The organism is Exiguobacterium sp. s132 (genome assembly GCF_018617235.1).
GTDB classification, from domain to species: domain Bacteria; phylum Bacillota; class Bacilli; order Exiguobacteriales; family Exiguobacteriaceae; genus Exiguobacterium; species Exiguobacterium profundum.
In genome coordinates this window covers 1,265,982-1,278,613 of record NZ_JACSJU010000001.1, presented here as the reverse complement: position 1 = coordinate 1,278,613, position 12,632 = coordinate 1,265,982, and the positions used below count along the sequence as shown (strand labels likewise).

Sequence of the window (12,632 nt, the reverse complement as noted above, 5' to 3'; positions counted from 1 at the left end):
TAGGCGAGTCGCCTAGCGGAATCAGGGGGGAATACTTGAAGTCTTGCTTGATTTGTATTTACCCCGCACTTCGACTTTAAAACATACCAACACGTCAAAAATAATCTTTTTTGCTAAATTCTACACTTTATCGAAAAAAGTATGTTATAGTAAGTTGATGAATTTAGCATAGGAGTTGTTTGTAATGGCAAAATACGAAAAAGATCAAGTATTAACAGGTAAAGTAACAGGAATCCAACCTTTCGGTGCTTTCGTAGCACTCGACGATGAGACTCAAGGTCTTGTACACATTTCAGAAATCTCACACGACTACGTAAAAGACGTAAACGATTACGTTCAAGTTGGTCAAGAAGTTGAAGTGAAAATCCTTGAAGTGGACGAAGCTTCTAAAAAAATCAAGCTTTCAATGAAAGCGACTCAAGAAGCTCCAAAACGCGAGAAGTCTGCGAAGCCAGCTCGTCGTGCGCCACGCCGCAACGAAGCATCTTCAAACTTCAAGCAAGAAGAAGCTCCAGGATTCACAGTCCTCAAAGACAAACTTGAAGACTGGATCAAAAACACAAACTTCAAGAAGTAAGTGTCCCAAGGTGGCCCGTTCTAAACGGGTCACCTTTTTTATTTTACAGGAATCGGCGGATTGAATGACGAAACTGTAAAGCGAATAGGAGGGGATGGCATGAAGATTGGCATCATCGGAACGGGAGGAATTGCGACGAGTGCCCATATCCCGAATTATGTCAAAGCAGGCATGGATGTGGTGGCGGTCATGAACCGGACACGGGCAAACGGGGAACGTGTCGCGCGACAGTTCGGCATCCCGAACCTTTATGAGACGGTCGAAGAGATGCTTTCACGTGAAAATCTCGATGCGGTCAGTATATGTACACCAAACGCCTTACATAAAGAGCAAGTGCTGCTTGCGCTTGAAGCAGGATGTCACGTTCTCTGTGAGAAGCCACCGGGAATCTCAGAGAATGAAGCGATCGAGATGTTGGAAGCGGCAAAACGAGCCGGAAAAACATTGCATTACGGATTCCATTACCGACATCGTGAGGATACGGTTCTGTTGAAGCGAATGATTGATGCGGGTGAACTCGGAGACATCTATGCAGCGACGGCGCTCGCGCTTCGACGGCGTGGAATTCCGGGATGGGGTGTCTTCACGAATAAAGAACTGCAAGGCGGGGGTGCATTACTCGACATAGGTGTGCATATGTTAGACCTGGCGCTTCATTTGATGGGATACCCGAAACCGAGAGAGGTCGTCGGTCATGTCGGTCAGTACTTAGGGAATCGTCCTGGTGTCGGCTTGCTGGGGGAATGGGACGCGAGTTCACTCACAGTCGAGGATACGGCGAGAGCGATGGTCACGTTTGAAAACGGAGCATCCTTATTACTCGACGTCAGCTACATGGCCAATATCGAGGAAAAAGATACGATGCGAGTGGAATGTCGCGGCACGAAATCCGGAGCCAGTCTGTTCCCGCTCACACTTCACACGGAGAAATTTGGTGCATTGTTTGACGAGCGACCAGCTTATTTGACTGAACACGACCCGTATGAGCGGCAAATCCGACTCTTCCTTGAGGCCTGTGGAGAAGAGCCGAACTATCGGCAAGCGGAGGAAGCGGTCATCTTGCATCACATCATCGACCGTATCTATCAGTAAGCACGATACTTTTCATTCCGTGAAAACAGGGTATATAGTGTAGGTGTTACATATTTCTATGAGGAGGTTAACTTATGCACAACTTTGAATACAAAAACCCGACAAAACTAATTTTTGGGACACATCAGGTCGAAAAATTAGGTGGAGAACTAGAAGCGCTTGACGCGAAGAAAGTGATGCTCGTCTATGGTGGCGGAAGCATCAAAAAGAACGGGACGTACGATGAAGTCGTGGCCGAGCTTGAAAAAGCCGGTATCTCATACGTAGACTTCTCAGGTGTTGAACCGAACCCACGGATTGAGACTGTACGTCGTGCGGTGAAATTTGCGCGTGAAGAGGACGTTGATGCCTTGCTAGCTGTCGGTGGCGGTTCCGTCATCGACTGCACAAAACTGATTTCAGCAGCGATTCCATATGACGGGGACGCGTGGGACATCGTACTTCGTGAACATATCCCGACAGAGGCGGTACCATTCGGGACAGTCCTTACACTCGCTGCGACAGGGTCGGAGATGAACTCGGGATCGGTCATCACGAACTGGGAGACTCAAGAGAAGTTCGGTTGGGGTCACCCACTTGTATTCCCGACATTCTCGATCCTCGATCCACGTTACACCGTGTCAGTTCCAAAAGACCAGACAATTTATGGCATCGTCGACATGATGAGCCACTGTTTCGAGCAATACTTCCACCCGAACCATGCGCCGGTACAAGAACGCATGACAGAAGGTGTGTTGAAAGCGGTCGTCGAATCGGCACCGAAACTCGTCAACGATTTAGAAAACGTAGACCTCCGTGCCATCATCTTATTCTCAGGTACGATGGCATTGAACGGTGTACTTCAAATGGGTGCAGCCGGTGACTGGGCATCGCACAACATCGAACACGCCGTATCTGCTGTCCATGACATCCCGCATGCTGGGGGCCTCGCGATCCTCTTCCCGCGTTGGATGGAACATGTGTTGGATGAAGACAATGCGGCTCGCTTTGCTCGACTCGGTACGGAAGTGTTCGATGTGGAGCCAGGTGCAACGGATTTAGAGACAGGGAAGCGTACAATCGAGGCCATCCGTGCGTTCTTCGATCAACTCGGTGCACCGAACTCGCTTCGTGACTACGATATCGACGAGTCGACATTCGATGCGATTCTTGATTCTGCGATGAAACGTGGTGCATTTGGTCGTTTCCGTACGCTCGAACGGGAAGATGTTGCGCATATTCTCGAACTAAGTAAATAAGGCGATTTCTTGCCTATTTTGCAATAATGATTGAACGAATCTAGACTTTCCGTTTATGATGGGTCATGTATGGCTCTTTTACGAGCGATTTAAAGGAGGAAATGACATGTCAACTGTACGTTTCGATTATTCAAACGCGCTCTCATTCGTAGGGAAGCATGAAATCGACCAAATGCAAGAAACGGTAAAAACTCTCCACTCGGTGATTCACGAGCGGAGCGGTGCCGGAAGTGATTTTCTTGGGTGGGTCGACCTTCCGACCGAATACGATCAAGATGAGTTCGCACGAATCAAAGCTGCGGCGGAACGAATTCGCGAGAATTCAGATGTTCTCGTCGTCGTCGGAATCGGAGGTTCTTACCTCGGTGCCCGTGCAGCGATCGAAATGCTTCAACATTCGTTCTTCAACGTATTGTCAAAAGAAGAGCGCAAGGCGCCACAAGTATTCTATGCGGGCCATAACATCTCTTCAACGTATATGAGAGAGTTGCTTCAAGTGCTTGAAGGGAAAGACGTCTCAATCAACGTCATCTCGAAATCAGGAACGACGACAGAACCTGCGATCGCATTCCGTGTCCTCAAGCAATTCATGGAAGACAAGTATGGTCAAGACGGAGCGCGTGAGCGGATCTATGCGACGACAGACCGTGCCCGTGGCGCCCTCAAGACGCTCGCGGACGCTGAAGGTTACGAGACGTTCGTTATTCCAGATGACGTCGGTGGACGTTTCTCTGTCCTCACACCGGTCGGACTTCTTCCGATTGCCGCTGCAGGAATCGATATCGATGCTTTGATGGAAGGCGCACGCGATGCACAAAACGCCTACAGCTCGCCAGAATTGGCTGAGAACGAAGCGTATCAGTATGCAGTCGTACGTAATGCTCTCTATGCGAAAGGTAAATCGATTGAGATGCTCGTCAACTACGAACCAGCTCTACACTACGTGTCAGAGTGGTGGAAACAGCTTTACGGAGAATCAGAAGGGAAAGACAACAAAGGGATCTTCCCTGCGGCTGTCGACTTCTCGACTGATCTTCACTCGATGGGTCAATACATTCAAGAAGGCCGTCGCGACTTGTTCGAGACAGTCATCCGTGTGAAAGAAGTCCGTCACACAATGAATGTCCCAGAAGACGCACAAGACTTGGATGGTTTGAACTTCCTCGCAGGCGAAACAATCCAATTCGTGAACGACAAGGCGACAGAAGGGACGCTCCTCGCACATACAGATGGGGACGTACCGAACCTTGTCGTCGAATTGCCAGAGATGACACCTTACCACCTCGGTTACTTGTTCTACTTCTTCGAGAAAGCATGTGCAATGAGCGGATACATCCTCGGGGTGAACCCGTTCAACCAACCTGGCGTTGAAGCATACAAAGCGAACATGTTCGCATTACTCGGTAAACCAGGGTATGAAGAACAAAAAGCAGAACTTGAAAAACGCTTGAATCAATAAGAAAACGAATCGGTCCGCGTGTCGGACCGATTTTTTTGTTTGAAACTGGGTGCAGACAAGGTAAAGTGAGAGTAGACAGGGGAAAGAAAGGGATGGACTATGAAGACATTCAAGGATTACTATCATAATCAAGTCGAGTTAAGCTTCACCCATTATCCGTTCTCAGACACGCCGCTCCACGTCTGGGTCGTCGCCCGATATAAGGACAAATGGGTATTGACGAAACATAAGCAACGAGGGCTCGAATTCCCAGGTGGGAAAGTCGAGCCGGGCGAACATGAGGATGCCGCTGCCATCCGGGAAGTATATGAAGAGACCGGAGGCGTCGTCAAGACATTACGATACATGGGGCAGTATCGTGTGCTCGGCCGCGGCGACACCGTCATCAAAAACATTTATTTTGCGGAAATCGAACGATTCGAAGATCATCCCGCAGTCGACGAGACGGATGGGGCCGTCTTGATCGATTTCTTGCCGGACAACCTACTACGGAATCCACGTTACAGTTTTATGATGAAAGACCGTGTCTTACCTGAAACGATGAGGGTGCTCCATGAGCAACACTTGGTTTGATCGGGTCGACGTCTTGCCACCTTATGCCGGTTATCGGGTGACGCGTGGGTGGTATACGACAAATGATGGGGAAGAGGTTGTCGCCTATTCGATTGAACCGAAACGGTCGAACGGACAGGTATTGATGTACTTACGAGGGGGGACGGCACGAATCGGAGACGTCCGGTTGCCGCGACTCATGCAATTTGCGGCACGTGGTTTTCATGTGGTGGCCCCGGTTTATCGAGGCAATCACGGAGGTACGGGAAAAGAAGACTTCGGTGGAGAGGATTTAGAAGACGTACTCTCACTCTATGATCGCGTCCAAACGAGTGGACGACCGATTCATGCACTCGGTTTTTCGCGCGGTGGGATGATGGCACTCTCACTCGCATCTGAACGACCGGTCACCACTGTCACTTCATGGGCCGGTGTGACGAATCTAGAGTGGACGTATGAAGAGCAGCGCTCGATGCGGAAGATGTTACGTCGCATGACGGGCGGGGACCCTGAATCGGCAGAAACGGCATATACGGAACGTTCTCCGCTCTATAAGGAATGGGGCGCTCCAACGCTGATCATCCATGGTACGGATGATGAGCAGGTCCGATTGCGCCATGCGACGGCAGTCGCCGAGAAATTAGGTGAGCAGGCCGAGTTTTGGGTGCTTCCGTTCGGACACCAACTCCCGTTTTGGGATAAATGGGAGACGACCGAACAAGCGATGGAATGGATGCTACAACAAGCAAAAGCACCGACTCGATGAGTCGGTGCTTTCGTATTAGATGACCAGTGGACCGGCTGCGATGACCGATTCACTCGCTTTCGTGAACCGTGTGAAGTTCTCTTTAAACTTCATCGCGAGTGCCTTCGCCTCGACATCGTAGCGAGCTGGGTCGCTCCACGTGTCACGTGGATTGAGCACGTTACTCGGTACGCCTTCGATGGCTACTGGAATCTCGACGTTGAAAATGTCATGTTTCTTCGTCTCGACGTCGCGAAGTTGACCGTTGACTGCGGCGTTGACCATCGCACGCGTGTAAGCGAGTTTCATACGTGAACCTTCACCGTATGCACCGCCAGTCCAACCTGTGTTGACGAGGTAGACATCCACGTCGTGTTCCTCAATCAATTTACCGAGCATATCCGCGTAACGCTCTGGAGCGAGCGGAAGGAACGGTGAACCGAAGCAAGTCGAGAATGTCGCCTGTGGTTCTGTGACACCGCGCTCGGTGCCGGCAAGTTTTGACGTATAACCCGACAAGAAGTGGTACATCGCCTGTTCTTTCGTCAGTTTGCTGATCGGAGGCAAGACGCCATATGCATCTGCCGTCAAGAAGACAATCGTATTCGGATGACCTGCGCGAGATGGGAGCATCGCATTGTCGATGAACTCGATTGGATATGCCGCACGTGTGTTTTCCGTCAGGGAAATGTTCTTATAGTCCGGTGTACGATCTTCATTCAACACGACGTTTTCAATCAATGAACCGAAGCGAATCGCATCATAGATTTGAGGTTCGTTCTCACGAGACAAGTTGATCGTCTTCGCGTAACAACCTCCTTCGATGTTGAAGACCCCGTCCGGTGACCATCCGTGTTCGTCGTCTCCAATCAAGTGACGCTCAGGGTCAGCCGAGAGCGTTGTCTTCCCAGTGCCCGACAATCCGAAGAAGAGTGCCGTTTCGTTCGCATCGTTGACGTTTGCTGAACAGTGCATCGATAACACGTTCTGCTCAGGTAGCAAGAAGTTCATGACGGAGAAGATAGATTTTTTAATTTCGCCACCGTATTCTGTTCCCCCGATCAGAATCGTGCGCTTGGCGAATGAGACGAGAATGAACGTCTCAGAGTTCGTACCATCGACCGCAGGGTCTGCTTTATAGCTCGGTGCATAAATGACCGTGAACGGGTCGAACGCACCTTTCGTCGGCCATTCGCGTAAGAACAATTGTTTGGCGAACAGACTGTGCCACGCATACTCCGTAATGGCACGGACAGGCAACGTATAGTGTTCATCTGCACCAGCGGATGCTTCTAGATAATACAGCTTATCCTTCTTTTCTAAATGGTTGAGAACTTTGTCAAGAAGTGCTGAAAACTTCTCTTCTGCGATCGGTTGGTTCACTTTACCCCAATCGACGAGGTTGTTGCTGACTTCATCTTGTACGACGAATTTGTCTTTCGGTGACCGTCCGGTAAAAGCACCGGTGCTGACAGATAATGCCCCGTCTTTTGTCAGTACACCTTCACCATTTTGAATGGCTTCTTCCACCAGCTCTGGAACCGTCAAGTTCCGTAACATGTCGGCACCATTAATTAATTCTTCGATTTTCAGGAGCGTTGTCGCCATCCTGAATCCCACCTTTCCCCTAAATAGATGTGGATGAAATCCGCATACTTCCGCGATTACGATTAATCAGTATGACATTTTTAATTATATGTGACACACTAATTAAACACAAGCGTTTCTTCTCTCTAAGTAAGCGCTTTCTTACAAAGTCATTTTATCACATTCTCTTATCACAAGGTGTTAAAAAAAAGAAACGAAATAAAAAAATGTTTGACGATTCACAAACAGAAATGTTTTGCAAGTCTGTGAAAACTTTTACGAATTCGTCCGATTCCCTTGACATAATCGAGTGTCATTTATATGATGGTTTTCGTAACGGATACTCTTATTCTGAGCGGTGGAGGGAACAAGGCCCTACGAAGCCCAGCAACCGTCCGACATGAAGTCTTGTGCGGAAAAGGTGCTATCCTGAAGCGAAGCCATTAGCTTCGAACGATAAGAGGGTAAGGAAGAACGATTCAACCTTTCCCCATGTATGTCATCGGGGGAGGTTTTTTTCATTACCGTCCCAAAGCAACGCGTAAGGGGAACGAGTACCGTCCACATAATACCCTTATTATAGGAGGTTTTTTGAATGTCAAAATTGAACCGTCGACTTTTTACTTCAGAGTCGGTTACTGAAGGACATCCAGACAAAATTTGTGATCAGATCTCTGACTCCATCTTGGATGCCATTTTAGCGGAAGACCCGAATGCCCGTGTTGCGGCAGAAACGTCTGTCACAACAGGTCTTGTACTCGTAGCTGGTGAAATCACAACGTCAACTTACGTGGATATCCCGAAAGTTGTCCGTGAAACAATCCGCGAAATCGGATACACGCGTGCGAAATATGGCTTTGATGCTGAAACGTGTGCGGTCTTGACGTCAATCGATGAGCAATCGGTAGACATCGCGCAAGGTGTTGACCAGGCGCTTGAAGCACGTGAAGGTCAGATGACTGAAGAGGAACTCGATGCAATCGGTGCAGGAGACCAAGGTCTTATGTTCGGATATGCGACAAACGAGACACCTGAGCTCATGCCGCTTCCAATCTCGTTGGCACACAAGTTGTCACGTCGTCTTGCTGAAGTGCGTAAGAACGGTACGCTCGAGTACCTTCGTCCGGACGGGAAGACGCAAGTAACGGTCGAGTATGATGAGGACAACAACCCTGTTCGCATCGATACGATTGTTATTTCGACACAACACGCTGAAGAAATCACGCTTGAGCAAATTCAAGAAGACTTGAAAAAACATGTCATCGAGGCAGTCATTCCGGCTGAACTCATCGATGCTGAAACAAAATACTTCATCAACCCGACTGGTCGCTTCGTAATCGGTGGACCACAAGGGGACGCAGGTTTGACTGGACGTAAGATCATCGTCGATACGTACGGTGGATACGCTCGTCACGGTGGCGGTGCATTCTCTGGTAAAGATCCTACAAAAGTTGACCGTTCAGCGGCATACGCAGCCCGCTATGTAGCGAAAAACATCGTTGCAGCAGGACTTGCTGATAAAGCAGAAGTTCAACTTGCATACGCAATCGGTGTTGCACACCCAGTATCAATCGCTGTCGATACGTTCGGCACAGGTAAATTGAGCGAAACGGAACTCGTTGAACTCGTTCGCGAGAACTTCGATCTCCGTCCAGCAGGCATCATCAAGATGCTTGACCTTCGTCGCCCAATCTACAAACAAACGGCAGCTTACGGTCACTTCGGTCGTACAGACATCGAACTCCCATGGGAGCAAACAGATAAAGCAGCCATTCTTGAAGAAGGCGCGAAACGTTTCGCGTAATCATCAAAAACGACCTTTCCGAGGAAAGGTCGTTTTTTTATGCTGTCGGTGGTACCTGTTTGTTCGAATCGGATGAAGAATCGGTTGTCGGATCTTGTCCAAGCGCCGTATCCTTCGCTTCGACGACTTTCTCCCCGATGTCCTGTAAGTCCGACTTGGCCTCTTGAGCCGTCTCGACGATTTTAGTGACGTCCTCTTTCACGGTATCGACTTCCCCGACGACTTTTTCGTATACGTTTTGAACATCTGTAGAGACTTCTTGAATCTTTGTCGAGGCCGACTTCACTTGTTCAATGACTTGAGACGCCTTTCCGGCAGGATCTTGTTTCACTTCGTTGACGATGCCCCCGACCGACGATTTCGCATTCGAGAGGGATTGCTTTGTCTGCTCCCGGTTCGAGGAGCTAAGTAAGGCGAGTAGACCACCGACGAGTGCACCGAGCAACATCCCGGTCACGACACTGATTTTTGGACTTCCCCCGTCCAATTGATCGAATTGGCGGTTCGGGTTTGCTGTCTGTTCTACTTTCGGGTCATGTTCTTGTCTAGGTTCCATGTGGTTCCACTCCTTCGTTTGATTGGCATTGGTTGTGTTATACCCTAGAGCAATGTCTACGTAACGTTTTCTGATGAATCGTCATGAAAAAGAAATGAAGGAGCAGGATAAAAACACCGGGATAGGGAATGATACAAATAGATTGGCCAAAAGGGGGAAGCTGTCATGAACATGAGGGAAGCAGTGCCAGAAGATGCGACGCTGATTCGGAACATCGCGCTGGCGACCATTTCACAGGATGATTCCAATCGAACGAGAGCGATGGAACGCGCGTATCGGCAAGAAGAGATTGTACGAGCAATCAGTTCAAGTGAAGAAGCACGAGAACAGTATTTTATCGTTGGCGAATATGAAGAAGATGTCATCGGATTTTGTCATGCCATCGATCGCGGTGACATGTGGGAGATGCTCCGCCTCTATCTGCACCCCGATTATCATCGAAACGGCTACGGCGCAGCCTTTTTGGCCCACCTTCAATCGAAAAAAGAACAGCCGATGGAAGTGTACGTTGAGAATTCGAATGAGCAAGCAATCGCCTTCCTCTTGCATCAATCTTTCAAAGAAGTGAATCGCATCCAGGAAGAGGTGTATGATCGCCCGATGGAACTCATCCATTTACGATATGACCCGAGCTAAGCCTCCAGACGGATTTTATTTAAACATCAGTTGCGGCTGATGTTTTTTTGATACAATGAATGTAGTCTATAAACGAGGTGACGGCTGTATGGCAAATGAAGAAGTACGAAAAGGAGTCATCGTCATCGTGTATCCGTTACAATTCACGTCACGGATCAGCGAGAACTTTATTCGACGGCTCGAAGACGAGTATGAAGTCATCGTCGTCCGCGAACAATCGATTGGATTGACGGCGGGTGACCATAAGCAACTAATCAAGCGAGCATTGCGCGAGGCAGGAGAATATAAATTACCGATTCATGTCGTGGCATTCAGTCTTGGCGCACTCTTAACGAATCGCCTTTTACAGGAGTACGATGTGCCACTCGGGAGTCTCACATATATCTCCCCATTGTTTGATTGGCATGCCACTCGTCAAATCGGTGGGTTGAAACAAGTCGTCGCAAGTGCTGTCGACCGTTTTCGTCCTGACTTGCCACTTGGGATGATGACATTTACTGGCGGCGGAGACGAGTCGTCCCGATTCGGAGAAATCACATATGCGCAATATCGGGAGATCGAAGAAGAAATCGTCGAGCATCAGGAAGAGAAGAAGCATCTGCCACGCCTTCCGCTCGCCTGTTTCTATGCACCAGACGACCAGTTTGCGGACGTGAAGTTGACGTTGAATGTTTGTCGAAAAATCGGTGGGGACCAAGTGTATATCCGGCGATTGGAAGGATTCCCACACTTTGGTTACGAACGATTGAACACGAAATTCGCGGAAACCCTCATGACGTTTTATGAATTGATTCAAGAATGACAGAAGGCGACTCTAATGAGCCGCCTTTTTCTTATGCACGTTTTTCAATCGCCACGATGAATGGGGGATGATTGACTTGGTTGATAAATCCATAACGCAGGACGCCTGCCTGTTTTTGATCGAGGGACTCTACATAATGAAGCACCTCGTCTCGTTCGACTTTCCCACTTTCATGTCCGTGGTAAATCACGATGACGATGACGCCACCGACAGCCATGACGTCTAATAGTTGGGATAATGCGGCAATCGTCGTATTTCCGTGTGTCGTGATCGATTTATCACTTCCCGGTAAATACCCTAAGTTGAAGACGGCCGCGGTGATCGGACGCGCTTCCTTTTCAACGACCGCTTGGACCGTATCGTGACTATCATGAATCACGGTCACACGTTCACTGACATCCGCTTCTTCAACCCGCGCCTTTGTGGCTGCTACAGCTTCTGATTGGATATCAAAAGCATAGACATGTCCTGTCTCGCCTACAGCATTCGCTAAGAACAACGTATCGTGTCCGTTCCCGGCCGTCATATCGATGGCGACCTGACCTTCCTCGAGATGGTCATGTAGTAATTGTTTTGCAAAAGGTAGTACTCTCATTAATCCCATACATCTCATCCTTCTTTTTTCCTTGAAAAGAATCCCGGCGCTCCAATTCCGCACGAATCTTGTTTAGCACCTGCATCTTGTGACGGCTCCATAGCGGACCGATCAAGAGGTCGGGAGGACCGTCTCCTGTCAAACGATGGACGATCACCTCGGGAGGAATCCGTTCGAGTTGATCACAGACGAGGGAGACGTATGTGTCTTCCTCCATCAAGTCGAGCAGTCCTTTCTCATATTGACGGGCGAGCGGTGTGTGTTTCAAGACGTGAAGTAAATGGATCTTGATTCCTTGTATGTCCATTTTAGCAACTTCTCGTGCCGTGTCGAGCATCATCTCTGGTGTCTCACCTGGGAGGCCATTGATGATATGAACGCAGACACGAATATTGTGACGGCGAAGTTTCGCAAGACCGGTCAAAAACGATTGATAGTCGTGCCCGCGATTGATCTTTTTAGCGGTGGTGTCGTGTACGGTCTGAAGACCAAGCTCTACCCAAAGGGAAGTCCGTTCATTCAACTCTGCTAAATAGGCGACGACGTCGTCCGGCAAGCAGTCAGGACGTGTCGCAATCGAGAGACCGACGACCCCATCCTCATTTAGTGCCGGTTCATACAATTCACGTAACCGCTCGACTGGTGCATACGTATTACTAAACGCTTGGAAATAAGCAATATAATTGGCATTTTTCCACTTCCGGTGGAGACGAGCCTTCACTTCTGCAAATTGAACGGGAATCGGATCGCAAGCATTTCCCGCGAAATCACCACTTCCATCGTCCGAACAGAAGGTGCATCCGCCTTTTGAGACACGTCCGTCACGGTTCGGGCACGTGAAGCCACCATCGAGTGGCACTTTAAACACCTTGCCCCCGTACTCTCGGCGATACGCCTCATTTAGTGTATGGTAGCGATTTTGACCGAATGGATTCATGTTCATCTCTCCTTCCTTGCTCATCCTATCACAAACGGAAAATGACAAAACT

General features: G+C 49.1%; 13 protein-coding genes and 1 riboswitch. Of the genes, 9 read left to right on the top strand and 4 right to left on the bottom strand.

The window, feature by feature from the left end; all coding sequences use genetic code 11:
• The first annotated feature begins 184 nt into the window (after window positions 1-184).
• The 6 genes from yugI to KNO78_RS06510 all read left to right on the top strand — a co-directional run bounded on the left by yugI (window position 185) and on the right by KNO78_RS06510 (window position 5,684).
• On the top strand, window positions 185-577 hold the full coding sequence (yugI, locus tag KNO78_RS06535; protein WP_074033496.1) for a S1 domain-containing post-transcriptional regulator GSP13: 393 nt from the start codon (window positions 185-187) through the stop codon (window positions 575-577).
• 99 nt (window positions 578-676) lie between these two features.
• Window positions 677-1,669 carry a Gfo/Idh/MocA family protein gene (locus tag KNO78_RS06530; RefSeq protein WP_214690703.1) on the top strand — a complete coding sequence of 331 codons (993 nt, stop codon included), beginning with the start codon at window positions 677-679 and terminating at the stop codon, window positions 1,667-1,669.
• Between the two features lie 74 nt (window positions 1,670-1,743).
• Complete coding sequence (locus KNO78_RS06525) at window positions 1,744-2,907, top strand: iron-containing alcohol dehydrogenase (RefSeq protein WP_159562574.1); 1,164 nt, start codon at window positions 1,744-1,746, stop codon at window positions 2,905-2,907.
• Between the two features lie 106 nt (window positions 2,908-3,013).
• Window positions 3,014-4,366 carry a glucose-6-phosphate isomerase gene (locus KNO78_RS06520; protein ID WP_074036426.1) on the top strand — a complete coding sequence of 451 codons (1,353 nt, stop codon included), beginning with the start codon at window positions 3,014-3,016 and terminating at the stop codon, window positions 4,364-4,366.
• A gap of 99 nt (window positions 4,367-4,465) precedes the next feature.
• Complete coding sequence (ytkD, locus tag KNO78_RS06515; RefSeq protein WP_214690704.1) at window positions 4,466-4,939, top strand: RNA deprotection pyrophosphohydrolase; 474 nt, start codon at window positions 4,466-4,468, stop codon at window positions 4,937-4,939.
• Window positions 4,920-5,684: an alpha/beta hydrolase family protein gene (locus KNO78_RS06510; RefSeq protein WP_214690705.1), complete on the top strand. Its 765-nt coding sequence runs from the start codon at window positions 4,920-4,922 to the stop codon at window positions 5,682-5,684. Before ytkD ends, KNO78_RS06510 begins: the two co-directional genes overlap by 20 nt.
• A 15-nt stretch (window positions 5,685-5,699) precedes the next feature.
• Here the strand turns inward: KNO78_RS06510 and pckA are convergent, their stop codons facing one another.
• Window positions 5,700-7,271: a phosphoenolpyruvate carboxykinase (ATP) gene (gene pckA, locus KNO78_RS06505; RefSeq protein ID WP_196430940.1), complete on the bottom strand. Its 1,572-nt coding sequence runs from the start codon at window positions 7,269-7,271 to the stop codon at window positions 5,700-5,702.
• Window positions 7,272-7,593: 322 nt separating this feature from the next.
• A riboswitch (SAM riboswitch) is annotated at window positions 7,594-7,713 on the top strand.
• Between the two features lie 132 nt (window positions 7,714-7,845).
• Here pckA and metK point away from each other — a divergent pair.
• Window positions 7,846-9,054 (top strand): methionine adenosyltransferase, encoded by a 1,209-nt coding sequence (metK, locus tag KNO78_RS06500; protein WP_012726792.1) that lies wholly within the window; start codon window positions 7,846-7,848, stop codon window positions 9,052-9,054.
• A gap of 37 nt (window positions 9,055-9,091) precedes the next feature.
• On the opposite strand, the gene KNO78_RS06495 is transcribed toward metK, so the two are convergent.
• Window positions 9,092-9,610 (bottom strand): hypothetical protein, encoded by a 519-nt coding sequence (locus KNO78_RS06495; RefSeq protein WP_196430939.1) that lies wholly within the window; start codon window positions 9,608-9,610, stop codon window positions 9,092-9,094.
• A 165-nt stretch (window positions 9,611-9,775) separates the two neighbouring features.
• Here KNO78_RS06495 and KNO78_RS06490 point away from each other — a divergent pair, with 165 nt between their 5' ends.
• Complete coding sequence (locus KNO78_RS06490) at window positions 9,776-10,246, top strand: GNAT family N-acetyltransferase (RefSeq protein ID WP_159562569.1); 471 nt, start codon at window positions 9,776-9,778, stop codon at window positions 10,244-10,246.
• Between the two features lie 88 nt (window positions 10,247-10,334).
• On the top strand, window positions 10,335-11,048 hold the full coding sequence (locus KNO78_RS06485; RefSeq protein ID WP_074036433.1) for an alpha/beta fold hydrolase: 714 nt from the start codon (window positions 10,335-10,337) through the stop codon (window positions 11,046-11,048).
• Between the two features lie 31 nt (window positions 11,049-11,079).
• On the opposite strand, the gene mnmM is transcribed toward KNO78_RS06485, so the two are convergent.
• Together mnmM and mnmL are read right to left on the bottom strand one after the other, a co-directional pair.
• Window positions 11,080-11,652 carry a tRNA 5-(aminomethyl)-2-thiouridylate-methyltransferase MnmM gene (gene mnmM / locus KNO78_RS06480; protein ID WP_074036434.1) on the bottom strand — a complete coding sequence of 191 codons (573 nt, stop codon included), beginning with the start codon at window positions 11,650-11,652 and terminating at the stop codon, window positions 11,080-11,082.
• Window positions 11,606-12,580: a tRNA modification radical SAM protein MnmL/YtqA gene (gene mnmL, locus KNO78_RS06475; RefSeq protein WP_214690706.1), complete on the bottom strand. Its 975-nt coding sequence runs from the start codon at window positions 12,578-12,580 to the stop codon at window positions 11,606-11,608. The genes mnmM and mnmL overlap by 47 nt, the downstream gene beginning before the upstream one ends.
• Between the last annotated feature and the right edge of the window lie 52 nt (window positions 12,581-12,632).

Bases quoted from the DNA above. Each gene is read 5' to 3' on its own strand.
- yugI (WP_074033496.1), top strand. From the start codon at position 185: ATGGCAAAATACGAAAAAGATCAAGTATTAACAGGTAAAGTAACAGGA.
- KNO78_RS06530 (WP_214690703.1), top strand. From the start codon at position 677: ATGAAGATTGGCATCATCGGAACGGGAGGAATTGCGACGAGTGCCCAT.
- KNO78_RS06525 (WP_159562574.1), top strand. From the start codon at position 1,744: ATGCACAACTTTGAATACAAAAACCCGACAAAACTAATTTTTGGGACA.
- KNO78_RS06520 (WP_074036426.1), top strand. From the start codon at position 3,014: ATGTCAACTGTACGTTTCGATTATTCAAACGCGCTCTCATTCGTAGGG.
- ytkD (WP_214690704.1), top strand. From the start codon at position 4,466: ATGAAGACATTCAAGGATTACTATCATAATCAAGTCGAGTTAAGCTTC.
- KNO78_RS06510 (WP_214690705.1), top strand. From the start codon at position 4,920: ATGAGCAACACTTGGTTTGATCGGGTCGACGTCTTGCCACCTTATGCC.
- pckA (WP_196430940.1), bottom strand. From the start codon at position 7,271: ATGGCGACAACGCTCCTGAAAATCGAAGAATTAATTAATGGTGCCGAC.
- metK (WP_012726792.1), top strand. From the start codon at position 7,846: ATGTCAAAATTGAACCGTCGACTTTTTACTTCAGAGTCGGTTACTGAA.
- KNO78_RS06495 (WP_196430939.1), bottom strand. From the start codon at position 9,610: ATGGAACCTAGACAAGAACATGACCCGAAAGTAGAACAGACAGCAAAC.
- KNO78_RS06490 (WP_159562569.1), top strand. From the start codon at position 9,776: ATGAACATGAGGGAAGCAGTGCCAGAAGATGCGACGCTGATTCGGAAC.
- KNO78_RS06485 (WP_074036433.1), top strand. From the start codon at position 10,335: ATGGCAAATGAAGAAGTACGAAAAGGAGTCATCGTCATCGTGTATCCG.
- mnmM (WP_074036434.1), bottom strand. From the start codon at position 11,652: ATGGGATTAATGAGAGTACTACCTTTTGCAAAACAATTACTACATGAC.
- mnmL (WP_214690706.1), bottom strand. From the start codon at position 12,580: ATGAATCCATTCGGTCAAAATCGCTACCATACACTAAATGAGGCGTAT.